The following is a 26070-nucleotide window of genomic DNA, read 5'->3' as shown; positions in this document are numbered from 1 at the left end:
GCATTTATCCGGTGCGGCGTGCCCGATAATCTACACAGCTCAGGCGTGATAAGCCTGGTAATCTATACCGTTTTGTATTGAACCTATGACCTGCGCCTGATTTTCCTGGCTCTCTGAAAAACTGGCCAATACACCCGCTGAAGTGATGTGGCCGCTGGAGAGCTCGGCACGCCAATAATCCAGCCCTGCCTGATCTGGTGTCCTGTGTAACACATTGGCATACAGCAGGGTAATCAGGGCATCCGTGCCAGGGTTGATGCCATATAAGGACTGAAATTCCTTGGACTGGAAAAAGCCTGCTGCAACAGTAGTGAGGCTACTGCCCTTATCCATGTCTGCAATCCAATATCCAAGACCTGCCAGATCAGGTTTGCGGGCGAATGCCGCCTGGTAAATACGGTATGCCTGCCCTGCAATGCCACTGACATCAAGCGCGACTGAAGTATCCGAAAAATTCAGGCGTTCCACATTCACCACACTGTCTGTACCATTGACGCCGCTTGAATCTTTGACGGTAAAACCGTTGCCATTTTTGCTGATGACATAATTTGATCGGGCACTTTCATATAAGCCAGTATCAAAGCCCGCACCACCGTCAAGACTGTCATTGCCTTTGCCACCGACCAGGGTATCGTTACCTATGCCACCCAGTAAAGTGTCATAGCCACCCATGCCATACAACAAGCTACCCTTGGCATTTGCGATGAGCATATCGTCACCATCACCGCCATAGGCATTCTGGATAATGGTGTCTTTGGCGATCGTCAAGGCACCGCCATTCAAACTGGAAGCAGTGAGGCCACTTAGATCAATGCGGTTATTGGAACCCAGCGCGCCTGCATTGATGGTATCGACACCGCCATTTGGGTCACTCAAAATACCACGGCTTGCATCTGCCTTGACCAGGTCCGGAAACGCACTGGTGTATACGAAGGTATGATTGTTGCTGCTGGTGTGGCCGATCAGATCTATGCTCCAGCTATCAAATGTGCCGGTTGAGCCGTTAGCCAGATCACGTACATTCAGGGTCCAGTTGCCGCTCGCCGCTTCTCCCATATCCAGCACGGTATCAAAAGTGAAATGGATATTGTCCTGGCTTGATCCAAAGGCGCTGAGACTGCCTTTGGACGGGCGGTACATCAGATAACTCGCCGTACCGGTAGGCGAGAACAGGATAATTTCCAGGTCACCGATAAATGTATGGGTAATATTGACGGTCACATCAACCCGCTCTACCACCAGGTTACTGGAAACTTGGATAGTGCTGTTAACCCCGGTTCTATCGTTGTCTGGAATAGCCAGGTTGGCGGTCTTGCTGGCGATAAATTCTTTTGTATTGGCGACTGTTTGTGCTGGCGTGTTCCAGGTTTCGGCCAATCGTACAGCGGCAAGCGCATCAACCTGGCCAAAGCCAGATGATTGCGTGACAGCTTCAAATTTCAAACCGCCACCATTCCAGTCTTTTGCACCATTGCTGATCCAGGAACTGGCATCGCCAGTCTGGGTAGCGGTATAGGCAAGGATTTGCTGTACGTCACGGTAGCCGAGCTGGGGATTGACCTCCAGCATTAAAGCAATAATGCCCGATACCAGAGGGGCAGAAAATGAAGTGCCATCAGACAATGCAAAATCAAAAATGTTCTCACCCGCAGTACCACTGCGGTCAGTCGTAAAGATACTGTTGTAGTCCCGGTAGCCAGCACCACCCGGAGCAGATACCAGTATCGATGCGCCAGTCGTGCTGAAACCAGAATCATTGCCAAAATAATCTGTTGAACCAACAGTGATGATGTAACGGCTATTCTGAAAATTATGCAAATTCGTGTCGTCACCAACGCTGTATGAATTACCGGCAGACTGGACCACGATCGTGCCAAGACCATTGCGGCCAGTTGTCACCAAGTCTTGCAGGGCTTTAAAGGCGGGAGCAAAGTCGGGAGAATTGGCATTGTCGAGAAAAGCCCAATTGGTGCTCTGTGCCAGCAGGTTACCGTAACCCCAGGAATTATTCAGTATGTCAAATGACTTCGCATAGGTGAAGGCATTTTTGATTTCGATCAAATATTTTTGACCGTAGGCAGATGATGTGTAGATAGGGATCAATTGTGCATTGTAGGCAGCACCGACTATCCCTTTTCCATCACGCGCAGCACCAATGACGCCTGCAACCAGCGTGCCGTGGTTGTCGCTGGCGAGTACGGGGGAACCGCCTGACGACAAGTCATAGGCCTTGACGCCAGGCCTGGTATTGCTGGTCAGATCAGTATTGGTGGCATCAATACCCTGGTCAAAAACGGCGATCTTGATGCCTTTGCCGGTAGCATGACTCCAGGCCAGTTCGGTCCTGGTTGTAAATAAATACCATTGATACGGGAAGTAACCATCACTAGGCAGATAGCCGCTTGGCCCATAGTCTGAACCAAAAATCACACCCCATGCATCTGCCTGCCGTGAGTTTTGCAAAGTGCCTGTCGCGTCATAGTAATTGGGTTTGATTGTGGCACCAACAGCATTGCTGAGGTTGAGCTCAAATGCCACCGCAGGTAGTAAGCTGCTGTTACCATAAATGGGTACTTTGACTGTGGCGGTTGTGCTGTTTGCTGCAAAAGTGACGGTCTGATTAACCAATTGATAATCAATCCCCGGCTGGGCAGTTTCACCCAGGCTCTTCACGAGCACAGTGACAGGGGAGGAAGAGGCTGCAGATAACTTGAGCGTGAACACCATTTCGCTGGTTCCGCTGCTCGTGCGATTAATTGCCTGAGTAGCTACCTGTATCGTTGGTAGCTGTGCAGCCTGGACATCCGTTACCTTTAGTTGATAGCTACCTGTTCCTCTAAAGGAGTTTGAGCTGATATCCACATAATAATTGCCACTGACCGTAGGTGTGAATGTCAATGAACCAGAGGCAGAATAAGCTAGATTGCTGGCGTCTTCCTTTGAAAAAATTCGCAGGAATGGATCAGTCAACGTGCCGCCAACATCGGAGATGGTATAGGTGTGGCCTGCCTGAAGGTTGACCATATGCCAGTCTGCATCTGACCATACTTCCAGCGCCCCGGTTTTTACCTGGCCCAATGTCAATACACTACTGGTTTGAGTATTTTCTGTATAGTCATCGGCACTGCTGCTGACCACACTGATGGAATAATTTCCTGTGGCTCCGGTACCTTCTACTGACCAGTAGTAAGTACCGCCTATCGCTGGTGTGTTAAAAATGCCAGCGTTGCTATTGGCTGAAACAGGTACGGTGTACAACAATTTGCCATTGTTGTCGCGCAAAACCAGGTTCAGATTCATGCCTGTCGTCAGAGAGTTAAGCGTCACCGTATATTTCACGCCGGCCTGCATCTCCATGAAATACCAGTCAGTATCCAGTTTGCTATCTATACGGCCGTATACAGTACCGCTCACGGCAAGATAGGCAAAAGTATCAGTATTGCCAGGTATGTCTTGGTATTGTTCAAAGGACGGCATGCGACTCTCTAATTGTAAGCAAATGTTAGAGCAATTTTAACCGATAGTCCTTAAAGTTAACTACTTTCTCTGCGGGCATTTGCAGTATTCAAATCAGATCGCTATTTTTTGTGCAAATTCTTAAAAATAAACAGGCCAGTCACAATGTTGGTATCAAAATCAGTCCGACCTGTTTTTAGTTCATGTTTTGGCTTATTTACGGTTTCAATATGACTTTATTTTTTGCATGGGCTTCCACCTTGCCAGGCGCAAACCACCAGGGTCTGCGCTCATCTTTTGCCCATAGTTTGGCCATGTCATTTTGATGAGGCTGGAAATGCCTTTCGCTGACACCACCCGCCATGGCAGCTTCGATTTTTTCATTATCACCAAAGTCCATGATGACTTGCATGGACGCGAAGAAATTCGATTCATACGGTTTCTGGAAATCATAGACACCACGGCTGACAGTCTCGCCACTGCCAGAGCGTTCAACAGTAAAACCACCCAGCAATTCCTGACCTGCGCCATTGCGGCGCAAGGGGCTGACAAAGCGTACGGTATGCGACTTGCCCCAGCGCCACTGCGATGTATCTTTACCTTGCAGGGCTTCGATTTCTGCACGGGCGCGCGGTGCTGCCGCGCGTATCACATCGGCCAGGGTTTCGCGTTTGTCCTTGGTGCGCACATCATCAAACCAGATCGAGTCTGGCTTGGCCAGCAGGGTATCAAAACGCTGCTGCCAGAAATACCAGGTAGACAGCATGTCCTTCGCAACATCGTCGCCGAGTTCATCACTGAAAGTGCCTATCACGACTTCTCTGTAGAGTGCCTGGTACACCAACGGTGCAGCGAGGGCCGCATCATCCCTGCCATCCCAATTTTTTAGTATGCTTGCGAGTTCTTTTTGTGCAGGATCATTTTCCAGCGCAGCGATAAGGGCAGGGCGCAAGGCATCTGATTGCAGGTTACGACTGTCATGCATGAGTTTCCAGTGATCTTCCACCGTCATTTTTTGTGCAGCACCGAGTACCTGTCCTATGCGGGTATAACGATAATTCGGTGAGACATAATTGGTGTAATACCAGGGGAAATCTTCAGGACGGGTATCATGATTGGCGGTGCCCACCCAGGCACGTGCCGGATTAATCATGCCCGGCATCTTGTCCTTGGGAATAAAGCCTGTCCAGTCATCACTGCCGTCTGCTGGTGGCAGGCGCGGGAAGCCGCCGTCAGCACCAGAGCGTATCGGAACCGCACCAGTGGCACGGTGAGCGATAGTTCCCTGATCATCACCAAAGACAAAATTGAACATCATCAAATCTATCTTTTGTACTTGCTTGTCAAAGTCAGCGGCATTGGCGGCAGTCAGCATGCCTTCTATGCCGATTTGCGGCGTCAGTACTTCGGCATCAGTTGAACGTAAGACCAGCAACTTGTCGCCCTTGGGGCCAAGGCCGGGATGGTCGGTGATCACTGGCCCGCGCTTGGTGAAACGGATGATCAGGGGCTGATCCCGGTAGCCGCTTGCTGCACTCTTGTCCTTGATGCGTATAGTTTCATTGATGACCGCGAAAGGCACGCTGCGGCCACCATCCATGTAATGATCTTTATTGGCCGGGTCCAGGCTTTCTACATACAAATCCTGCACATCGCCATAGGCATTCGTGACACCAAAAGCCACATGTTTGTTGCGTCCCACCATAATGCCAGGCATGCCGGGTATGGCCGCACCCACGGCCTGTATCTCGGGTGTGAACAGACCTACGGGATGCCAGGTGCCCGGCAAGATGCGGTTATCCAGATGCGGGTCATTCGCCACCATGGCTTTGCCTGATTGCGAGCGCGATGGGCCAATAGCCCAGTTGTTCGAACCCAGCCCTTGATGATTCAAAGTCTCTGGTGCGATATTCAAATCACTCCATGCCAGGTTCAATTGTGCAGACTGTGCCTGCTGGTTTGCTGCTTGCGTGATGGCTGTCGTGGGTACAGTCTTCCAGTCAGGATTGACAGTCAGCGGGAAAATCTCGCGTGCTTTTTCCATGCCCAGATGATCAATGAGTTTTTGCGCAATGACTTCCGCCTTGAAATTGGTTGAGTGGGTGTAATGGATGTAGTGCACCAGCGCCACCAGGTCAGCCACCGTCCAGGCTTGCGGTACCAGGCCTATGGCCTTGAGTTCTATGGGATGTTCACCGGGATAAGATTTGATATAGGCATTGATGCCGTCGACATAATGTTGAAAGAATGCTCGTGATTCAGGGCTGAGTTTTTCTGCATGGCGCTCACCGTTGCGGCGTATGCCGAGCACCCGCATGCGTATATCGCTGGGCACAGTCTCTGCACCCAGGATGGCTGACAATTCGCCACGCCAGGTTGCGCGGAATAATTCCATCTGCATCAAGCGGTTTTGCGCAGTGACAAAACCTTGTGCCCGCAACAGGTCAGGGGTATTGCTGGCAAAAATATAGGGTATCCCCAACTCATCGCGCAAGACTTTGACTGGTGCAGTCAAACCAGCCAACTGCATCTCACCATCGATTTGTGGATGACCGGAACTGCGCAGTTTCAGATACCCAGCAGTACCACCCAGTGCCAATAAGACCATCAGGCCTATGGCAGTACGTTTAACAAATTTACTCATGTAGTCTCCTTCGATTGATCAATGACTGACCACCGATTATTTTTTATTCAGCTCCCATATCATTTAGCATGCGTGTAAAACCGTCAAGCGTTAATAGCACTTGTCGTCAGCCTAAAGCCTGGACTAAACTCCATAGTCAAGAAAGATTTCAATCTGGAGCAGCCTATGAATATCAGCCAGTTTGCGAATGCCTGCGAAGTATCGACCGACACAGTGCGCTACTATGAAAAGCAGGGCATCATCAAGCCTGCCGCGCGCCAGGATAATGGTTACCGCAAGTATGGCGATGCAGACATACAAACATTGCGTTTTGTACGTGGCGCGCAGTCTTTGGGATTTTCCCTGTCAGAAATTCTGGCCATTATGCCCCGCCTGGCAGAAGGCAAGTTCGCCCGTGCTGACATTGAACAACAATTATTGAACAAGATGGCCCAGATAGACGCGCACATGCGTCAGTTGAAAACCCTTAAAAAAGAATTGCAAGCGACCTTTGCCTTGCTGACTTGCAAACCAGAGTTGCCAGTAACAAGCGCACAAAGCACCGCCACCGATAGCGGCAGCGGTGCTGGTGTGGCAATGGCAAAGAAGGCTTTCAAGAAGCCTGTCGCAAAAAGGCTTTAAGCTTTTTGTTCCTTGAAATCCATGCCTGCAAACACTCGTTTGGCATTTCCCCTTTCTGTATCGTGATGTTGCATACGTCTTTCAGCCTTGCTGTCACGTTCTTTTGCCGCATGCAATTCAGCCAGTTTGCTACTCAGTAATTGCGCAGCCAGGCGTTTGTTGGCATGCTGGCTGCGTTCAGTCTGTACCTTGACTGAAATGCCGGTGGCGATATGCGTGGCGCGGATAGCACTGTCAGTCTTGTTGACATGCTGGCCGCCAGGACCGGATGCGCGTGTGGCTTCATAACGTATTTCACTTTCAGGCATAGTGCTGCCAGCCTGAAATACTTTGCAGCCCAAAAACCAGTTCTTGCGTTTATGGCCCAGACGATAGGGACTATTGCAGATCCATAGCAGGCTACCTTCCCATGCCTGTGCCAGTTCCAGTACTGCATCCTCACTTTTATCACTGGTCAATTCCAGCAAGGCAGAACGCAGGCTGCCAGCATACGGGCCATCCAGTTGCTCGATGATGCGCGCAGTAATGCCCGCTTTTGTCGCCTCTTTATTGAATAACTGCAAAGCCTTGGCAACAGCCAGGCAACATTCTGCCGGGCCAGTATTCGCGGTGATTTGTAGATATAGCATCAGCAGCACTCCCCACGTGTTTTGTAGGTCAGCAGTGGCTTGCTGCGAGATATGACAGTCACCAGGTCTGCACCCAGCAAGCAGTCGAGCACACTGTCCAGATTTTTATAGACTTGCGGTGCTTCTTCATAGATCAGGGCACGGTCTGCACATATCACGCGGCTGCCAAATTCTGTGCGGCTCAGTTGATCTGGTGTCGCCAGTTTGAACAACCTTTCCTTGCAATCAGTACGCTGCCATTTTCGGCCAGCACCATGCGCCAGTGAATACAAACTGGCTGCGCCATTCTCTGTTTTTGGTTGCAGCAAATAGCTATAGTCACCACGCGAACCCGGCAACATCACCAGACCCTGATCACTGGGGCTGGCACCTTTACGATGCAACCACAAACTCTTGCCATCCGCTTTTACAGGGGTGACGAGATTGTGATGCACATCGAGTATCAATTCGCCATTGCAACGCAGGCGACGCAAGATGCGTGCTGCGATCATGGCGCGGTTTAGTGCCGCATATGCCAGCGCTGCATCATGCTTGCGCAAGTAATCTGTCGCTGCTTTGCTATCACTTACCAGGCCAGCGTGACTATGTGCATCCACATGCTGACGCAAGATGAATTGCCCGAGACCACGCGAGCCGCTGTGCACCAGTAATTGCACGCGTTTGGCATGCAGGTTTACTGCGTCATAGCTGCTTGCATCATCGACTCTGTCAGTGATTTGCAGTTCGGCAAAATGATTGCCGCCACCGATAGTGCCCAGTGAGCGCATTTGCAGTAAATCCAGTCCTGCCGCCAGCAAGCCATCTGCGACTGCCTGTTTTTTAACTGCCAGGTCAGGATCAAGGCTGAGCAATTGCTGCCACTCATCTTCATCGACAGGCTCATCCAGATTACCGATTTGCTTGTCGAGTTTATCCAGTTTGACCTTGTTGATCGCCAGGTCAGTTTGATACAGGCTCATGCCGCAGCCTATGTCATTGCCAACCAGTGCAGGGTAGAAATGGTCTTGCGATAAAAATGCTGCGCCCACGGGGTAGCCACGACCCGGGTGTAAATCAGGCAAGCCAACTACGCCTACCATATGTGTTAATTGTGCTGTGGTCTTGAGTTGCTGTATTGCGCTGTCTTCAAGCCACAAGCGGTCAGAGGCGATCACGGATACGCGCTCAGACAATTGCTGAATAAAATTGCCCATAGAGGAATTCCAAATAATATCTTTTAAGGAATTGGGCGCTGGTATAGACGTATCAAATCACCAGCAGATGCTGACAAGATGAAGACTAAGATGAAATGCTTGCAGACGTGTACGCTGTATTAACAGCGCGATGAAATACGCACGCTGAAATACAAATTAATGCAGGCAGCAAAAAACCAGACCCAATGAAGGAGAGAGGTTTTGTAGTAGTCGCATGTGTATCTCCTTTCAGATGAATTGGTTGAGGTGAGAGTTTGATAGTAGCCGATGCTTTTTGGTTTTGGCAAGAAATTTTTCATGTTTGCCACACAATAAAATTGATGCAGCGATATTAAAGCCTGCTATATCAACGGCGTAACATATTGCAACTTCGTTTATTCTTTCTGCATCAAGCGTCTAGAATCAAAAACTGAAGTATGTATTTTTCAATTTCTTTGTCGTGATCAGGAATAAAAATGAGTCAGCCGAATCAAGAAAATAAATTAAGTGAAGATGATCTGCATGAGTTGGAACTGGACAAGAAGTTTGCAGAACATATCAAAAAACTCAACGAGACTGAGACCATCAGTTATGTCGATGAGCAAGGTTATCTGGTCAGGCGTACTCCTGATGGAATCATTACGCGCGTGCATGATGTACCTGTAGAAAAGTCGAAACATGAGTGAGCGTCCCATCGCCCTGTTTTATGGTGGCACGAATGGCTCTGGCAAATCCACTTTGCGCGACATCGACTCCGGCAGCAAGATTAGCAAACATATAGACCCCGACGCCATCGCCCGCGTCATGAATCCACAAGACCCACGCGCTGTTGATGTCGCAGCAGGCCGGGAAGCAATACACCAGTTCAAACAAGCCCTTGTAGCAAAAACCTCATTTACGATGGAAACCACGCTGACCGGTAATGGCATACTCAGGCGTATGGATGAAGCCAAAGCTGCCGGGTTCCAGGTGCAATTGCGCTACGTCGGGCTAAACAGTGCGGATGTCAATGTAGAGCGGGTAGCCAATCGTGTAGCTAAAGGCGGCCACCATATTGATGAAGATGTCATCAGAAGACGATATGCAGAAAGCCAGGAAAACCTGGTCAAGGCCGTCGCGATTTGTGACAAGACCTTGATACGTGACAATTCTGGTGCAACCCCTGTCACTTACCTGAAGATTGAAAATAATCAGATCACTCATCTCACGGATAAAGAGTCACCAAACTGGATTAAAGCGATAGAGACAAAAATTGTGGCGGGTATGCAAACCAGCCAGTCTCAATCAAAATTAGCAGAAAAAGCGAACGAAATTACTGCAACTCCTTTGAAGGAAACGCAAAAGTCGGAAAAATCGACCGCAATTGACAATGCCAGTACCAATGCATTATCAGGGCAAGATAGCCCTTCGAATCGACTGATTGCCACTGTCAACGAATCGACCAGGTTGGATAAACCAAAGCCATGAGGTGATGGCATTGCAATAAGAGTGCGATCACTCCGCTTATCTCTTCTTGATTTTTGTCATCCGATTCCGCTCTTTGCCGTTATAGCTAGATGCGGCAAATGTATTTGGCTGTTTGTACGCGCTTGCGCGTAGTTTTAAGCTCTTGCTTCAATGTAATGTGATCATGCATATCTGGTCAGATCGCTGTCAACATGAAGAATTGCCACATACATACGTGCCATATTTGCTGGCCAGCCACACCTCAGAAATAATGGAAAAGAATATGAAATTCTATTTATTAAAACACACATCACCAGGCGCAATGCTCAGTCTTGCAGCCTGCCTGATGATAACTGCATGCGGCGGCGGTTCTTCGTCCAGCCCGGTGACTACGCCCGTTGTCACCACCCCGGATGTCGCCAATCCTCCTGGCCCTGGCCATTTTGAGGCTGCCACCTTTATCAAAACCATCAGTGCTGCTGAAGTGACGGCTGCCTTGCCAAAAGAAGTGACGGCAGTAGTCAAGCCTCTGTACGCAGTTGATACTTACAAGATCACTTACACCACGACTGATACCAGTGGCCGCAGCGTGATTGCCTCAGGCCTTGCAGCCATCCCGCGCAAGACTGGCAGCCTGGCCAGCCCGGTACTCGGTTACCAGCATGCAACCATCAAAACCAATGCCGAGGCACCGAGCAACCATGCTACAGCAGATGAGCCGGCAGTGCTGTTTGCCTCCATGGGTTATCTGGTCAGTGCCACTGATTATGTAGGTTATGGTACTACCAAGGGCTTGCCACATCCGTATTTGCTTGCGACGCCGACTGCGCTTTCGGTAGCAGACTTTATGACGGCCAATTCACGCTGGCGGCAAATGAAATCTATTGCTGAGAATGGTCAGGTGTTTTTAACTGGCTATTCTGAAGGTGCCTATGCGACCATGGCGACTTTGCGCTACCTGACACAAAACCGGACTGGCGCTTTGCCCGTCAGCACCTTCATTGGTGCCGGGCCTTACGATGTGGTGTTGACACTGAACGCGATGCTGGATGCTGTACGCAAAGAGAACCCGATTGTCGGTGCGCTTATCAGCCCCGGCTTCTTGAAAAAACTGGGTGCAAATGACAGGGCCAATGTGCGCAATTTGTTATTGTCGTCCGCACTGGGCAACAATAGCGATATCAGCTTTGACCCTACCTTCCTCGACAACTTCCTCAACGATGATGATGCCGCTATCACGGCACAAAGCAATGTCAATGATTGGACACCGCAATCGCCGATCTCATTCTTTCATGGTCGTGATGATACGACTGTACCTTATGGAAATACTGACTCAGCCTTCCAGGCCATGACCAGGCGCGGTGCCGGGACTTTGATAGACCGCATGGATTGCCCGGTCAAACCGGCAGAGCATATCCCTTGCGTACCGGCTTTCCTGATCAATGATATTACCCGTCTGGGTACATTGGCCAAAGGCTTGTAGTGCAGCAGCTCAGGCACGAAGTGAAAGCACTCCGGGCCTGAGCTTGTCATGCACTGATCAGGAAGATCAACGGCCAGTTTCTTTCAAATAATCTGCACGTGCAGCCAGTGCGGTGTCGGCAAAGTCAGAGAACATGCCGTCAATACCAAGACGGAAGAATTGCAGGTATTCTGCCTTTGGGTCACCATTGTAGTTGGCTGCAAGGCGGCGCTTTTCATTACGGAAAGTGTAAGGGTGCACCAGTAAGCCAGCCTTGTGCGCATCGCTGATCAGGCTGGTGGGGGCCAGAGTAGTCGCATCGGTTTCATTGATCTTGCCATCGCCATTCACATCCACCAGTTTGCCATCGGCACCCACTGTACCCTTGACGCTGACAATGTAACGCTTCCACGGACCTATGCCATCAGCATAGGTCTTGATTTCGGCCAGACCGGCAGGTGTCACCATGTCGCTGAACAGGCGCTTGTCACCAGCCAGTGCCCAATCATAAGGTCTGTCGTAAGGTGCTGCAAAGGTCAGTGCACCGGTTTTTAAATCCACGTCATCTGCATCAATCAATTGCACCAGCTTGACGTTTAAGCCTTTCTTGCGCAATTCTTTCAAGCTGCCCGGTTCAAATGACTGCACAAAGACAGGGGCAGTTTTATCATTCCAGCCCGCCTTGGTGATAAGGTCGATGAGCTTGTCTTCCAGTGGCAAACCAAGGGCGCGGTGGTAGCTGGGGTTTTTGGTTTCCGGGTAGACTGCAATGGTGCGTCCAGTCTCTTTTGTCTTGGCTTTGACCAGGTCAATGATCTCCTGGAAGCTGACGATTTTATACAGGCCGTTGAATTGTTGTGGGCGCTCGGCATCCGTGGATATGCCACCCAGTGTCTTGATTTCTGCAAACGTAAAATCGCTGGCAAACCAGCCGATTTGCGTTTCGCCATCAACATCGATGGTTTTTTTTCTGGATGCAAATTCAGGGTGTTTGTCTACATCTGTGCTGTACGCCAGATTAGGATCATGACGCGCAATCAGCACGCCATCTTTGGTCGAAATCAGATCTGGTTCTATCGCATCTGCACCCAGGTCAATCGCTTTTACGTAGGCTTCATAAGTCTCTTCGGGCAAATAGCCAGAGGCACCGCGGTGGGCAACGACCAAAGGTTTTTCGCCATTCAGCGTAGGTAGAGGCTGCAGGCTATTGCCACCGCAGGCGCTGAGCAAAACCAACAGGGATGATGCCAATAAATATTCTGGAGTGCGTGTAGCTTGCATGAGCGTCTCTCGGTAAAAAAGAGCGACGATATAAGTTATGTATGACGATGTAATGACAGAGTTACAATTGTTACACTTGTCTTAAAAATATTTTTCGCCTGGTTTTGCGATGCTATGATGAATGCCAATGTGGCAATTCACACATTTTTTTTCTAGTACGCGTTGATTCATCCGCATTCCATTCAGCGGTGCTGTAGTTCCTTGTATCTTCACTTTCAAAGGAGTAATCATGCATCACGGCAAAGTATCCGCAGAAGTTGCAGCAGGCTTGCTGGTGTTGAAAAAGAGTCTGGATGAAGCAAAGATTCCCTCGTCCAAACTGGATGAAACTATCAACATCGCCACCTGGAATATCCGAGAGTTTGGCAAGGTGCCGCGTAATGATGCCTCGATACATTACATCGCAGAAATTCTGGGCCAATTTGACCTGATAGCCATCGTTGAATTGCGCAATAATCTCGAAGACCTCGGCAAGGTCATGACTTATCTGGGTGATTCATGGCGCGCGGTGTATTCAGACTGGTCTGATGACCGTGGTGGCAATGATGAACGCACTGCCTTTCTATACGACAGGAGGGCAGTAACGCATACAGGGCTGGCTGCAGAAGTGGATGCACAACGAGTAAAGGAAGGGACTGAATGGGTCACCAAGGAATCTTTCTGGCGTGCGCCTTACCTGTGTTCATTCAGGGCAGGCAACTTTGATTTCCTGGCGCTGGCTTTGCATGCCAGATGGGGTGACAGCAATGACGCACGGCGCGATGAATTGCAGCGCTTCAGCAACTGGATCAAGCGTCGCTTTGCCAGCAAATATGTCGAGGACCACGACTTGCTCGTCTTTGGCGATTTCAATACCCCCACCATCAAGGATGAGATTTTCGCAGCTCTGGTTGACTGCGGTTTGCAGATACCCAAACCACTGGTGCAGTTAAAAGCTGGCAAGCGCACCATTGGTGGTTCTAATCTGAAGGGCAATGCACGCTATGACCAGATATTGCATTTGCCGACAGTGCCTGAGAATTTTACCAATGCTGGTGGTGTCGTCGATTTCTTTGCCGATGGCGCCAATATCGCCGCGCTATACCCGGGTAAAAATTACACAGTGCAGCAATTCAGCTTCCAGATGTCTGATCATTTTCCGGTCTGGATACAAGTCAAAACTGATATTGAAGGTTTTCGCCTGAATCAAATTATTCAGGCAAAGTCGAAGTGAGTTGATGCACGCTTTGCTGTTGCTCAGTAAAGTTGGTTTTCCCAGTCTACATCCCAGACCGCCCACCAGTTTTGCTGGGCATCGGCGGCGGGTTGCTTTCTGGATGGCAGATAAGTCGTCTGCTCCAGACTGATATTGACTTCGGCAGGCACTTTGTCACGTAGAACTTGATAAGCAGTCTCGTGCGTCAATTTTTCAAGCATGTCTGCGACGCCTGTGATTGACCAGCAGTGATAAGACCATGTGTCTTCCGGCAAAATACCGGTGGCAACATCCATGTCGAACTTGTAGCACAGGCGCAGCCGCAAACGCAGGGCAGGCTGTGGCTCTGTGCTTGCCTTATCAGAAGGCAAGCAAAACAGACGCACTATACCTATTTCAAAACGCGTACCGCGCCCGCGATTGGTAATGTCGTCATACACCACCAGGCCGTCACCTTCAGCGGGGATGACATCGTAGTCACGCACATCCTGGTAATAAGTGCTCATCAGGCTCAAAGCCTGTGGCAACATCATGCCCTTGAGCGTTTGTTTATTCGCCCTGAGCAGGGCGCGCAAATCTTTATCGGCCTGGGCCGGATGTCTGTTCATGTTGATGTTTTTCTCTTCAAGTTGCGGACATCACACTGTGCTTACTATGTCCGGGTATGTTGCAGGTAATTTTACAGCGAAACAAATTGCCATTGAGAAAAAACGTCCAGGCCAGATATTTGAATCCAGGGTCGATTTATTTAAAAAATAATGAATCCGATCGGGCATCTGGTACGTATCTGACATATTGGTCTCAAAGACTGATACCTCAACCACTACTCAGGAGCCTTACATGAACGCCTTCACTTTGACTACCGCATCCCGCGCCGCTGGCATCTCCACCGTGCTGGCAAGCGCAATATTGGCAGGCTGTACTTCCATGAGCCCCATGGCAGCCACCTACTCGCAAGACAGCTTGCCAGATGCAGTCAAGGTTCCAGCAGGCAATAAGGTCGCCATGCAAACCGTTGGTGCAGGGCTGATCACCTATGAATGCCGCGCCAAGAAAGACATGGCTGGGCAGTTTGAATGGGCTTTCGTCGGCCCGGACGCTACACTGACTGACCGCAGCGGCAGCAAGGTCGGCAAATACTATGGCCCACCCGCGACATGGGAAAACCTGGACGGCTCCAAAGTTACCGCTACCCAGGTAGCAGTTGCACCCGCAAGCGCAGGTAATATCCCTTATCAGTTGGTCAAAGCCAATCCAGCGACAGGCAGCGGCGCAATGACAGGTGTTACGTACATCCAGCGCGTAGCAACCAAAGGTGGGGTAGCACCATCAAGCACATGTGATACAGGCAGCGTGGGTAGCAAACAAACGGTGAATTACCAGGCGGATTATATTTTTTGGAAATGATCTGCCTGTAAAGTAGTTGTTACCTGATTATTGGCCGGTGCAGCAAATTCTTGCTGCACCGTCTTTTTTTGCGATTACATTTCGTGACTTTCTGAACAGTGCCTGTATCAAGCGTAGGAATAGCATTTCAGATCCAATAGATGTCCTACATCTTTCTCAGAGTTTTCCTATAGTTCATCTCCCTTATCTGCAGCAAACTCCTTACTTACAAACAAAACCTTGATAAGGGGCAGCCATGCCTGAAGGCCCATCCATCCGTATTTTGCAGGAAGCAGCCAACGGCTTTTCAGGCAAAACCGTGAAGAAAGCACATGGCAACGCGAAAATGGATATGTCACGCATGGCAAATCAAAAGATCAAGGCCGTGCGCACCTGGGGCAAGCACTTCCTGATCGTCTTTGACGATTTCACGGTACGCATACATCTCCTGATGTTTGGCAGTTACCGTATCAATGAACAAAAAGACGCAGTTCCGCGTCTGTCTCTGTCATTTCAGGACGGTGAAGAACTCAATTTTTATACCTGCTCAATCAAATATCTCGAAGGTGATATCAATACCCATTATGACTGGACCGCCGATGTCATGTCAGACAACTGGGATGCCGCAGCCGCGCGCAAGAAATTACGCGACCATGCTTCTATGTATGTTTGTGACGCCTTGCTGGAACAGGATATTTTTTCTGGCGTTGGTAATATCATCAAGAATGAAGTCCTGTTCAGAATCCGCCTGCATCCTCTTTCGCTAGTCGGCAGTTTATCAAGTGCAAAATTGTCGGAAATGGTGACGCAGGCAAGGCAATATAGTTTTGAATTTCTCGAATGGAAAAAAGCCTTTGTTTTGAAACAGCACTGGCTTGCACATACCAAAAAAATTTGCCCGCGATGCCATATCCCATTCCTGAAAACACATCTCGGGTATAAAAAGCGCCGGGCTTTTTATTGTGAGAAGTGTCAGAAGAAATATGCTTAGAAAGAGACTATTATTGAAGATGACATACGGTGACAAGATTTTTCTTGTCGCCCAGATGAGTGCACCATATGAATTGCAAGTTATTGAGCAAAGGATAATGCCATGAGCACCTCAAATGTTCCTGATTATGAGCTGTACTATTGGTCGGTACCGTTCCGTGGTCAGTTTGTACGGGCGATCCTGGCATGCGCCGGGAAAACCTGGGTAGAGGCCGACGATGCGTCTACCCTGAAGCTCATGAGCGGGCCGATAGAGGATATGCCAGTACCCTTCATGGGGCCACCAATACTCGTCGACAAAAAAACAAGATTCGCCATCGCCGAAATGCCAGCCATCGTGCTGTATCTTGGCGAAACACTAGACCTCATGCCAGCAACACCGGAACTACGCGCCATGACAATGAAAATAGTCAATGATGCCAATGACGTCATCGACGAAATCACTCTGGATGGCGGGCGCCAGATGTGGACCGAAAAACGTTGGACGGAATTCATTCCAAGATTGCAAAAGTGGATGTCGCTATGGGAAGAGACAGGTAGACGATACGGCATGCAAACAAACAGCGGCTTTCTATTAGGCGGCGAGGCGCCTGGCATTGCTGATATCGTGACAGCCACTTTGTGGTCGACTTTAGACGGGCACTTTCCCAAAATCAAAAAACTACTTGAGAAGACAGCGCCCATGACGGCAAACCTGTCACGACGCGTCAGCGCGCTACCTCCCCTGGTCAAGCTCGCAGCTAAAGCAAGCGAAGATTACGGTGATGCCTATTGTGGTGGCAAGATCGGCGCATCGATGAAAAAAGTAATAGGTGTTTAGATAAATTAGTGTAATGAAAGAGTGAAATTTCATCCTCGCAAGAACACTCTTTTAACCTCGAAGGCTTTATAGCATCGGACAGTGTTGCGAGAGATGTCCAGTTGTTTTGCGATCCACTGGAATGGAATATTGTCATGAATGTACCAACGTCGGATAATGAAACCTTAATCAATCCTACTAATCAAGAAAGTAAAATTGTATTCGAAACATTGGCAATAATGGATGCAAATTATCCAGAAGGCTAGTTAGAGTACAAATCTATAAGTTTGTGATCTAAGACAAAATAAATCTAACAGCTTGCGATCATTTAATTTGAGCATTGCATTGCATATTTGCTATTATATGCTACAAAAATACATCTAAAGCTGGATCATAATGTTAATACGTATGGGAGTGAGCAAGTGAAAATATTGTCTTTTGAGGTATTTGGGCTTCTTGGCAAGGAGTTGCCAGTAAAGCTTACTTTCAACTCAGACTTAAACATTATTACGGGGCGCAACGGATCCGGGAAGACGAGTGTACTGAAACTTCTCTGGTACACCATGAGTGGAAACATACTCTTGGCACTTAAAGAAGTGGAGTTTAAAAAAGCAGTTCTAAGCACGGATTTATATGAATGCGTTATTTATAGAGTTTCATCTAATAGATGTCGAATACAACTGACAATTGGTGATGAAGAGACCTTTCACGAGGATTATATTGATGATGAGGGAGATATAGTAATAAATGCCGAAGACGAAGTGGATCGACAGCTTCTCAAACTTGGATCCTCTGTTTTTCTCCCAACGTTTCGGCGAATCGAAGGCGGGTTTACACTAAGTGACAAAGTGAATCCATTGTCAAAGGCGAAGAATGATATTGAGGAATCTCTTATCGCGCTGTCAAAAAAACTTTCAAATGGAAATCATGTTTTTGTTGCTTCATTAAGTACGGTTGATATAGTTTCTCTGCTCGTTCGTCAGTACACGGACCTATCTGAGAAATACAATCAACTTCAACAGCAAACATCTCAAGACATTATTCAAAAAATTAAAACTTATGGAGTTGCCCAACAAGGGCTTAATAACGATGTTCAGCTTGGTGGACTTAATAACGATGTTCTGCTTGGCGTAGCTACAAATACTCTAGTCGAGATACGCCGACAAATCGAAAGTATGGAAGCGTCCCGAGAAACAATTATGAAACCGTTAGAGGCAGTCAAAACCCTCGCAATGAAATTGCTTAAACACTCTGGCATAAAACTAAGTAGAACACTCAGTTTTGGTGATGCGGCGAACGCAGTTAATTCAGAGGCACTATCTGCCGGTGAAAAGCAAATGTTAAGTTTCATTGCGTATAACGCATTTTATCAAAACTCACTCATTTTTATTGATGAGCCGGAACTAAGTCTCCATGTGGATTGGCAAAGGCAACTTTTTCCAACATTGATGGCGCAACAGGGGTCGAACCAGTTCGTAATTGCCACACATTCTCCTTTTATTTACAGCAAGTATCCTGACAAAGAAATTCAAATTGATCTCGATCGCGGTGATGAAGAGGAATAGCAGCTATGGTGAAGAATAGAAGAAAAAATGAAATTTCTGTAGAGGAAATATTAGCGTTCCTTAAGAATACAGGCCTCCCTACAATCATAGTTGAAGGAACAGGCGACATCATTGTCTACCGTAGATTTGAAAGAATGCTTGAGCATGTCGGGGTAGACGTGTTTTCAGCAGGTGGGCGAGAAAAGGTTTTAAAAATATTTGAGAGGCGTAATGAAATTCCTGCGTCTGTACGAGTGATTTTTATTGTCGACAAAGATATATGGGTAAATACTGGTATTCCGCTAGCATTCGAGAATGCTAGTTTGCTTTTTACAGATGGTTATTCGATTGAGAATGACGTTTATCGGGACGGTCAGTTCTGGGAGCTTTTGAGTGGTACTGAATTTTCGAAGTATGAACAACAGATCGAAGAATTTATTGAGTGGTACGCATTGGCTTTGGCTAGACATCTGCATGATCAAAGTTGTCCAATTAAGTTGCATCCGAAGCATGTGCTTGATCCAAAACAGAGACCTTCATTGTTAGCTTTGGCGGAGGATGAGGAGTATCCTTCTGAACTAAGAGGAACTATTTCTGCTGACTATAAACGGTTGATGCGCGGTAAATCGCTATTTAATTTACTAATTGAGAATACAAATAGCCGAAGAGGTGGTGTTCATCACACAAGCGATGCGTTATTTGAAAGCGTAGCAGCACGTCCCGGATCATTTCTACTTAAATTATGCATGCAGGTGGAGAATCGAATTAATGAATTAAGTGCAGGTTAGTGCGCATTATTGAGCGATGTCATTTTATTCGAGCGCAAATGAAATGTTCAGATCAATTAATATCGTTGAAATTTAAGCCATCGGTACCATTTACCAAATGTGGGGATAAAGTATTTTTTGTAGAGCAGGTAAGAATCTTGCAGATTCGGGATTTGAGATGGAAGAAGAGCTTACGTCGTCGTAACCTTTTACCAAATATCCCTTGGTGACCTTTGGCAGAATCGAAACAGCAACGCAAGCACTTTCAGTAATTGTCTTGAGACCCGGCCAGTATTTGACACGATTGCATTTGGCTCAAGCTGCACTTCCTACGTGCGCTGCCTGATGCGCCACTTGCTTGTATAAGGCAAGGCGAACATATATAAACCTGAAAATAGCATCAGAAACAGCGGAGGCAGCGGCGCATATGTTATCCACGGCGACGGCTCACCTGGACTAATTGCCCTTGCCGCAAAATTGGCGATGACTGTCAGTGTGAAAACGATGGACAGCCAGCGGTGACTTTGTCGTATCCATTCGCTCAAGTTCATGATGATTTCCCCGCTTGTGGCTTGGTCGCGGCCTCTATCATTTTCCATCCATTGCCAGAAGGGTCGCGAAAACCAGCATCCACTGTGCCATAACGGTCCACGGGTTCCTGTGTGAACTCAACGCCGCACTTGCTCAAACGGTCGTAGGCAGCGCGGCAGTTATCTACCAATAGCACGTTTGGTGGCATGGCCCCTTTCGCCACCATCTCATGCAAGGTCTGCGCGGTTGCTGCGTCATGCAGTGGTGCTCCGGGCACAGACAAACCGAGCTGGAAAGAGGGCTGGTCTGGATGCTGGACCGTCAGCCAGCGATAACTACCGTTACGAACATCGGTGTGGACAAGGAACCCCAACTTGCCGACGTAGAATGCCAGCGCTTCATCCTGATCATGCACATACAGACCTGCCACATTGACACCTTGAGTCATATATCCTCCTGATTTAATTGAGGCTCCAGTTTGCCAGCGGCTTCGATTCGCCGCTTCTCCAAAACTGCTGTATTGAGGTCAGGACGCGCCGCATTGCGCATGACGCACTCGGGGATATGCACGCCCGCATGCGGAAGTGTGCGTTCGCGCTCCCTGAGCTCTCCCGGGCTTTCGCCAGTAATATCACGAAAGATGCGCCCAAAGGTGCCAAGACTGCTCCAGCCAGTCTGGAGTGCGATCTCGGTAACGGGCAGATCAGTGTCGCGCAACAGGGTTTTAGCCCGCTCGATGCGGCGTGTGAGCAGGTAACGATGGGGAGGCAGGCCGAAAGCCTTCTTGAACTCGCGCGCGAAGTGTGCCGCCGATACTGCGCTCACTTGCGCCAACTTGTGGATAGGCCAGTCCTCATGGGCTGCACCATCCATCCGGTCTTTAGCTCGCAGCAAACGTCGTAATAGCTGGGGACTCTGAGGCATCTTATCCTCGCGCAAATAAAAACGCCGACCTGAGAGGGTGGCGCTGATGATGAAACGGATTCTTGGTAAACCGGGGCGGAATCGAACCACCGACACAAGAAATTTCAAGCTTTGCCATTTTTAGTGAAAATCGAAGACACACAAAAAGTTTGTTCTACAAAAGCTGTATGAATGATATCAGCAAAGCCTATACCAAGGATAACGGCACAGATGGCTCGTACATACAGATGCTGTTTCAGAACAATAGTCGCAAAAGGGGAGTGGTTTCATCAGGGCAGGGATTTTTTATCGTTCTTGATACTCTGCTCCAGCATGTCAAACAGGGTTTGTGCTGCGGGTGGCATGATGCGTCCACGTTTACTGATCAGGCCCAGCGTCCGGCGGATGGGCGGGTTCACCAAAGGCACACCGACCAGCGTAGCCTGGATGTGTGGAGGCAGGGATAATCGCGGTACTGCCGCTACGCCCATGCCTGCTTCAACCAGTGCCAGAATGCCGGATACATGATTGACTTCATAAAAGATGGCTGGATGTTTTTCTACACCCGCCAGGGCATTGTCGATCAGACTGCGGTTGCCACTGGATTTGGAAACGGAAATATAGCGCTCGTTGGCGGTTTCCTTCCATGACAGTTTCTTGCGCTTGGCCAGTGGATGGTCATGGCGCATGGCCAGCACATAACTCTCTTTGTAGATGGGCTTGAAGTCGATTTCAGGATCTTCGGCACCGGCAAAATTGATACCGAAATCGGCTTCGCCAGCCAGGATCAGGTTTAGCACGTCTTGCGCGCTTTCATCATGGATGCGTACGCGTATCTTGGGAAAACGTTCGGTAAAGTTTTTCAGCACCGCCGGTAAAAAATAATGCACGGCAGATGGCACGCAGGCCAAGGTGACAATGCCGGTGCGGTGTGCGGCCAGGTCAGATACACCCAGTATCGCGCCTTCCAGCTCATCCAGCGCGGTACGCACATTGGTCAGAAACCCGCGGCCTATATTCGTCAGTTGTACGCGTCGTGTAGTGCGTTCAAATAATTTAACGCCCAGCGTGTCTTCCAGCTTTTCTATGCGGCGGCTCAGTGCTGGTTGCGACAAGAACAGGTCTTCGGCAGCCTGCTTGAAGCTGCTGCGTTCTGCCACGGCCACGAAAGCCTGTAGTTCCTGTAAATCGAAATTGATGCGTCCCATGCATTAATCTTAAGAAATATTGCAATTCACAAATTATGCCACGTGAAGGATGATGCAGGCCAAAGAAAGAGCAGGCAGTGGCATTTGCGTCGACCAGTTTCATTGCCAGTTCACCGCATAGCAATATTGCAAACAAAATGCCTCATCAAGAAGGCAAAAAACTTTGGAGACAACATGTTCAAACCTTCTTACCTCGTCGTCCTGCTGGGTGCCAGCGGCAACGCCTTTGCACAATCCTCCGTCACGCCGTATGGCATAGCCGATCTGGGCGTGCATTATGGTACGGGCATCAATGCCAGCAATGCTCCAGTTGCATCCGGTTCCACGATGGCCTTAAGCAGCGGCATCAATAATACCAGCCGCTGGGGTATCAAAGGGCAAGAGGCCCTGGGCGATGGCATGGAAGCTGTATTCCAGCTCGAAGGTGGCTTGAATATTGATACCGGTGCCTCAGCCAAATCAGACAAACTGTTTGACCGCCTGGCCTTTGTCGGCATCAAATCCGGCTACGGCAGCCTGACTGCCGGTCGCCAGGCGACTATCCTGTCCGACGCTATTTCGCCAGTAGACCCGCTGGGCATGCGTTATGCGAGCTTCAACCCTAACATTAATGTCACCGCACTCAGCAATACCGCTTTTGGCACGCATGCATTTGGCGTGCAATATGGTACCAGCGGCTATGCTGACAATTATTATCGTCTGGATAATATGCTGAAATACACAGGCGACTTTGGTCCGCTGGTGGCGCGTGTTTCGTATTCATTTGGTGAAGTGGCGGGCAATAGCAGTGCCTTGTCTACCATGGGTGTCGGTCTGGCTTATCAGCAGGATGGCTTGAGTGTTTCTGGCGCTTACATGAAATTCAAAAACAGTGCCGATTTTGGCCTGCAAGCCTATACCCTGGGTGCGGCCTGCCAATTCGGTAGCGTTCAATTGAAGGCCAATGTTGGCAGTAATCGCGCCGACACCAGCAGCACCAGACAAACCCGTCAGCGCATCGCTTCTGTTGGTGCCGCATTTGCTGTAGTTCCCGACCTGACCCTGACCACGGCGTATTACCGCGTACGCCGCGAAGCCAGTGGTTTTGTCGATGACGGCTTTGACCGCAGTTTCGCTTACCTTGAAAAAGCCCTGTCTAAACGCAGCACTGTGTATATCGAAACCGATTACACCAACTGGAGAGGCAATGCCGCCGGTATCACCGGCAGCCAGACCAACAGCAGCAATGGCTTTGGCCTGACGCTGGGCCTGATGCACAAGTTCTGACCGATGAAAGGAATCGTCATGTCCAGATTTATCTCCCGCTTTAATATCAATATTAAAATCACGCTGCTTACCCTGGCCGCTGCCAACTTGCTTGCAGGCGGCCAGGCGGTGGCTGCCGACATCAGGGTGATCAGTTCGGGCGGTTTTGCCCAGGCCTACAAAAACCTGGCACCAGCGTATGAGCAGGCCAGCGGTGACAAGCTGGTGTCCGGCTGGGGACCATCCATGGGCACGACCACCAATGCCATCCCGGTGCGCATGGCACGCGGCGAAGAAATTGATGTCGTTATTATGGTAGGCGATTCGCTCGACACCCTGATGAAAGAAGGCAAGCTGGTAGCTGGCAGCAAGGTGGTGCTGGCAAATTCACCGATCGCCTGCGCAGTAAAAAAAGGCAATGCCAAACCAGACATCAGTACCGTTGATGGTTTGAAGAATGCTTTTCTGAAGGCCCGCAAGGTGGCTTATTCCGATAGCGCCAGTGGTGAATATATCAAACACCAGTTGATGAAAAAACTGGAGATCACCGAACAGATGCAGGGCAAAGCGGCACAAATTCCGGCTACGCCAGTCGGTGAAATCATCGCCCATGGCGAAGCCGATTTTGGATGCCAGCAGCGCAGTGAATTATTGCCGGTAGAGGGCATAGACATCGTAGGCCTGTTGCCGCAAGAAGTACAATTGACGACGACTTTCTCTGCCGCCATTGTCACTGGCAGCAAAGTGCAGCCTCAGGCACAGGCGTTGTTGAACTTTTTGTCGTCAGAAAAAAATGCCGGTACGATTGCAGAGACTGGTCTTGAGCCAGTAGCAGGCAAGAAATAATTTGTTCCGCTTTCTTTCGTTTTGTCTCGTTTTATCCTGTTATCCCGTTTCAATTATCCCGTTTCAATTTTCACAGACCCGGCTGACTGAAAAATCAGCCACCGACTACAAAGGTCGAATAGCATGTCTAGCGCAACCACCATAGCTCCCCACAGCGTTGATCAGGGAAGCAGTGCACCAGCACCACGCCAATCGAAATTTTCTACCGTGATCCGTGTCACGAGCGGCAATTTCATTGAAATGTATGACTTTTTCCTGTTCGGATTTTATGCCACCTATATCGCCAAGGCATTCTTTCCGGCTACCAGTGAATATGCCGCCCTGATGATGACCTTTGCTACTTTCGGCGCAGGTTTCTTCATGCGACCGCTGGGGGCAATCATCCTTGGCAGTTATATCGACCGCATCGGTCGTCGCAAGGGCCTGGTGCTGACCTTGGGTATTATGGCGTCTGGTACTGCCATGATCGCCTTCATTCCCGGTTATGCCACCATAGGTTTGCTGGCGCCTTTCCTGGTGCTGGTCGGCCGCTTGTTGCAGGGCTTTTCCGCCGGGGTGGAACTGGGTGGTGTATCGGTCTATCTGTCCGAAATGGCGACGCCGGGTCACAAGGGTTTTTATGTCAGTTGGCAATCAGCCAGCCAGCAGGTGGCCATCATCTTTTCGGCAGGCCTGGGTTACTTCTTGAATGAAACCCTGAGCAAGGAATTCATTGCCGATTGGGGCTGGCGCATTCCTTTCTTCATTGGCTGTTCCATTATCCCGGTGGTGTTTTACATTCGCCGCTCACTGCAAGAGACTGAAGAATACCTGGCGCAAAAAACGCATCCCAGCTTCAAGGAAATGCTGAAAACCATTTCCCTTAACTGGCCGCTGGTGGTCACTGGCACCATGCTGATCGTGATGACCACGGTGTCGTTTTACCTGATCACCGTCTACACGCCGACCTTTGGCAAGACCGTGTTGAAACTGACGACGGTGGAAAGTCTGCTGGTGACATTGTGCGTGGGGGTATCCAATTTTATCTGGCTGCCGGTCATGGGTGCGCTGTCTGACCGCATCGGCAGATGGCCCATCATGGCGTTGTTCTCTGGCCTGACGGCAGTGACGGCTTACCCTTTGCTGTCATGGCTGATCGCCAACCCCAGTTTTCAACACATGCTGATCGTTGAGCTGTGGCTGTCCTTCCTGTATGGCAGTTATAACGGTGCGACGATTGTTGCGCTGACCGAGATTATTCCTGTGCGCATCCGTACCACCGGCTTTTCACTGGCATACAGCCTGGCCACAGCCTTGTTTGGTGGGCTGACGCCACTGGTTTCTACCTGGCTGATAGAAACCACCGGCGACAAGGCATCGCCAGGTTACTGGATGGCGATGGCCGGCAGCTTTGGCTTGCTCGCGACTTTCCTGATTTATCGTGGGATAGTAAAAGAACGTTAATCTATTTTAAAGACGACTGCTGTTGCATACAGCATGGCAGATGGCGTGGTAACGACCAGGCCATCTGCCGCTTTTCACTGATGCGGCGCATCCTGACGACCCCGCTGGCTGACTGGTTTACCCTGCAGGTTTTCTGCACTACCCGTGAACTTATCTTGATCTCGGCACGGGCGGTCGGTACTGCCATGCTGTCAGCGACTAAAAAATGAGGGACAAAATAAAAATGGCTACATGCCGAAGCGTGTAACCATTTTTATTTTACTGCTCATTCTTGGTGGCCCGGGGCGGAATCGAACCACCGACACAAGGATTTTCAATCCTCTGCTCTACCGACTGAGCTACCAGGCCAAGACCAAGAATTATAGACATGTTGGGTGTGGTTTGCAAGCTTTTTCTGAAAAAACCTGTGTTTCCCTCTATGGCGGGGCTTTGATCTGGCGCATCGGGCAGGTGGGTGGGCTTCCCGTATAATGGGGCATTATCTGGTTTTTAATGGGGGACT

General features: G+C 49.4%; 24 protein-coding genes and 1 tRNA gene. 14 read left to right on the top strand and 11 right to left on the bottom strand.

Annotation, left to right across the window (positions count from 1 at the left end):
- Positions 1-39: 39 nt before the first annotated feature.
- Entirely contained in the window at positions 40-3477 is a 3438-nt protein-coding gene (locus ACO0LD_RS28080; RefSeq protein WP_423012194.1) for a S8 family serine peptidase, read from the bottom strand.
- A 196-nt stretch (positions 3478-3673) separates the two neighbouring features.
- The gene (locus ACO0LD_RS28075; RefSeq protein WP_423012192.1) at positions 3674-6100 is read right to left on the bottom strand and encodes a penicillin acylase family protein; all 2427 of its coding nucleotides are present in this window, start codon (positions 6098-6100) and stop codon (positions 3674-3676) included.
- A gap of 165 nt (positions 6101-6265) precedes the next feature.
- Here ACO0LD_RS28075 and ACO0LD_RS28070 point away from each other — a divergent pair, with 165 nt between their 5' ends.
- Positions 6266-6721 carry a MerR family transcriptional regulator gene (locus tag ACO0LD_RS28070; protein ID WP_423012190.1) on the top strand — a complete coding sequence of 152 codons (456 nt, stop codon included), beginning with the start codon at positions 6266-6268 and terminating at the stop codon, positions 6719-6721.
- Here ACO0LD_RS28070 and prfH read toward each other — a convergent pair.
- Both prfH and ACO0LD_RS28060 read right to left on the bottom strand, forming a co-directional pair.
- Positions 6718-7350 carry a peptide chain release factor H gene (gene prfH / locus ACO0LD_RS28065; protein ID WP_423012188.1) on the bottom strand — a complete coding sequence of 211 codons (633 nt, stop codon included), beginning with the start codon at positions 7348-7350 and terminating at the stop codon, positions 6718-6720. The two genes, ACO0LD_RS28070 and prfH, sit on opposite strands and share 4 nt — an antisense overlap.
- On the bottom strand, positions 7350-8543 hold the full coding sequence (locus tag ACO0LD_RS28060; RefSeq protein WP_423012186.1) for an RNA ligase RtcB family protein: 1194 nt from the start codon (positions 8541-8543) through the stop codon (positions 7350-7352). The genes prfH and ACO0LD_RS28060 overlap by 1 nt, the downstream gene beginning before the upstream one ends.
- Before the next feature lie 455 nt (positions 8544-8998).
- Here ACO0LD_RS28060 and ACO0LD_RS28055 point away from each other — a divergent pair, with 455 nt between their 5' ends.
- The 3 genes from ACO0LD_RS28055 to ACO0LD_RS28045 all read left to right on the top strand — a co-directional run bounded on the left by ACO0LD_RS28055 (position 8999) and on the right by ACO0LD_RS28045 (position 11451).
- Positions 8999-9208 (top strand): hypothetical protein, encoded by a 210-nt coding sequence (locus ACO0LD_RS28055; RefSeq protein ID WP_423012184.1) that lies wholly within the window; start codon positions 8999-9001, stop codon positions 9206-9208.
- A complete protein-coding gene (locus tag ACO0LD_RS28050; RefSeq protein ID WP_423012182.1) occupies positions 9201-9989 on the top strand; it encodes a zeta toxin family protein in 789 nt (262 codons plus the stop codon). The genes ACO0LD_RS28055 and ACO0LD_RS28050 overlap by 8 nt, the downstream gene beginning before the upstream one ends.
- A 262-nt stretch (positions 9990-10251) precedes the next feature.
- Positions 10252-11451, top strand: coding sequence for a hypothetical protein (locus ACO0LD_RS28045; protein WP_423012180.1), 1200 nt, complete (start codon positions 10252-10254; stop codon positions 11449-11451).
- Positions 11452-11517: 66 nt separating this feature from the next.
- On the opposite strand, the gene ACO0LD_RS28040 is transcribed toward ACO0LD_RS28045, so the two are convergent.
- Positions 11518-12711: a glycerophosphodiester phosphodiesterase gene (locus ACO0LD_RS28040; RefSeq protein WP_423012178.1), complete on the bottom strand. Its 1194-nt coding sequence runs from the start codon at positions 12709-12711 to the stop codon at positions 11518-11520.
- 229 nt (positions 12712-12940) lie between these two features.
- Between ACO0LD_RS28040 and ACO0LD_RS28035 the strand changes: the two genes are divergently transcribed.
- Positions 12941-13924, top strand: coding sequence for an endonuclease/exonuclease/phosphatase family protein (locus ACO0LD_RS28035; protein ID WP_423012176.1), 984 nt, complete (start codon positions 12941-12943; stop codon positions 13922-13924).
- 23 nt (positions 13925-13947) lie between these two features.
- Here ACO0LD_RS28035 and ACO0LD_RS28030 read toward each other — a convergent pair whose 3' ends face one another.
- Complete coding sequence (locus tag ACO0LD_RS28030; RefSeq protein ID WP_423012174.1) at positions 13948-14514, bottom strand: hypothetical protein; 567 nt, start codon at positions 14512-14514, stop codon at positions 13948-13950.
- A 319-nt stretch (positions 14515-14833) separates the two neighbouring features.
- Between ACO0LD_RS28030 and ACO0LD_RS28025 the strand changes: the two genes are divergently transcribed.
- The 5 genes from ACO0LD_RS28025 to ACO0LD_RS28005 all read left to right on the top strand — a co-directional run bounded on the left by ACO0LD_RS28025 (position 14834) and on the right by ACO0LD_RS28005 (position 19413).
- The gene (locus ACO0LD_RS28025) at positions 14834-15313 is read left to right on the top strand and encodes a DUF3455 domain-containing protein (RefSeq protein ID WP_423012258.1); all 480 of its coding nucleotides are present in this window, start codon (positions 14834-14836) and stop codon (positions 15311-15313) included.
- A gap of 235 nt (positions 15314-15548) precedes the next feature.
- Complete coding sequence (locus tag ACO0LD_RS28020; protein ID WP_423012172.1) at positions 15549-16283, top strand: DNA-formamidopyrimidine glycosylase family protein; 735 nt, start codon at positions 15549-15551, stop codon at positions 16281-16283.
- A gap of 102 nt (positions 16284-16385) precedes the next feature.
- A complete protein-coding gene (locus ACO0LD_RS28015) occupies positions 16386-17102 on the top strand; it encodes a glutathione S-transferase (protein WP_423012170.1) in 717 nt (238 codons plus the stop codon).
- Positions 17103-17503: 401 nt separating this feature from the next.
- The gene (locus tag ACO0LD_RS28010; RefSeq protein ID WP_423012168.1) at positions 17504-18646 is read left to right on the top strand and encodes an AAA family ATPase; all 1143 of its coding nucleotides are present in this window, start codon (positions 17504-17506) and stop codon (positions 18644-18646) included.
- A 5-nt stretch (positions 18647-18651) separates the two neighbouring features.
- Positions 18652-19413: a DUF4435 domain-containing protein gene (locus ACO0LD_RS28005; protein ID WP_423012166.1), complete on the top strand. Its 762-nt coding sequence runs from the start codon at positions 18652-18654 to the stop codon at positions 19411-19413.
- A gap of 308 nt (positions 19414-19721) precedes the next feature.
- Here ACO0LD_RS28005 and ACO0LD_RS28000 read toward each other — a convergent pair whose 3' ends face one another.
- The 4 genes from ACO0LD_RS28000 to ACO0LD_RS27985 all read right to left on the bottom strand — a co-directional run bounded on the left by ACO0LD_RS28000 (position 19722) and on the right by ACO0LD_RS27985 (position 22034).
- On the bottom strand, positions 19722-19943 hold the full coding sequence (locus ACO0LD_RS28000) for a hypothetical protein (RefSeq protein ID WP_423012164.1): 222 nt from the start codon (positions 19941-19943) through the stop codon (positions 19722-19724).
- Positions 19940-20371 carry a VOC family protein gene (locus ACO0LD_RS27995; protein ID WP_423012162.1) on the bottom strand — a complete coding sequence of 144 codons (432 nt, stop codon included), beginning with the start codon at positions 20369-20371 and terminating at the stop codon, positions 19940-19942. Before ACO0LD_RS27995 ends, ACO0LD_RS28000 begins: the two co-directional genes overlap by 4 nt.
- On the bottom strand, positions 20368-20847 hold the full coding sequence (locus ACO0LD_RS27990; RefSeq protein ID WP_423012256.1) for a helix-turn-helix transcriptional regulator: 480 nt from the start codon (positions 20845-20847) through the stop codon (positions 20368-20370). Before ACO0LD_RS27990 ends, ACO0LD_RS27995 begins: the two co-directional genes overlap by 4 nt.
- A gap of 269 nt (positions 20848-21116) precedes the next feature.
- Positions 21117-22034 (bottom strand): LysR family transcriptional regulator, encoded by a 918-nt coding sequence (locus ACO0LD_RS27985; protein WP_423012160.1) that lies wholly within the window; start codon positions 22032-22034, stop codon positions 21117-21119.
- Positions 22035-22208: 174 nt separating this feature from the next.
- Here ACO0LD_RS27985 and ACO0LD_RS27980 point away from each other — a divergent pair, with 174 nt between their 5' ends.
- The 4 genes from ACO0LD_RS27980 to ACO0LD_RS27965 all read left to right on the top strand — a co-directional run bounded on the left by ACO0LD_RS27980 (position 22209) and on the right by ACO0LD_RS27965 (position 25777).
- Complete coding sequence (locus ACO0LD_RS27980) at positions 22209-23300, top strand: porin (RefSeq protein ID WP_423012158.1); 1092 nt, start codon at positions 22209-22211, stop codon at positions 23298-23300.
- Between the two features lie 18 nt (positions 23301-23318).
- A complete protein-coding gene (locus tag ACO0LD_RS27975; RefSeq protein ID WP_423012156.1) occupies positions 23319-24125 on the top strand; it encodes a substrate-binding domain-containing protein in 807 nt (268 codons plus the stop codon).
- Between the two features lie 123 nt (positions 24126-24248).
- Positions 24249-25568 carry an MFS transporter gene (locus ACO0LD_RS27970; protein WP_423012154.1) on the top strand — a complete coding sequence of 440 codons (1320 nt, stop codon included), beginning with the start codon at positions 24249-24251 and terminating at the stop codon, positions 25566-25568.
- A gap of 80 nt (positions 25569-25648) precedes the next feature.
- Positions 25649-25777, top strand: coding sequence for a hypothetical protein (locus ACO0LD_RS27965; protein ID WP_423012152.1), 129 nt, complete (start codon positions 25649-25651; stop codon positions 25775-25777).
- Between the two features lie 63 nt (positions 25778-25840).
- On the opposite strand, the gene ACO0LD_RS27960 is transcribed toward ACO0LD_RS27965, so the two are convergent.
- Positions 25841-25916 (bottom strand) — tRNA-Phe (locus tag ACO0LD_RS27960).
- Positions 25917-26070: the final 154 nt, after the last annotated feature.

The sequence above is a fragment of the Undibacterium sp. Ji83W genome (genome assembly GCF_049340385.1).
Taxonomy (GTDB): domain Bacteria; phylum Pseudomonadota; class Gammaproteobacteria; order Burkholderiales; family Burkholderiaceae_D; genus Undibacterium.
This window is presented reverse-complemented; position numbering and strand designations above follow the sequence as displayed.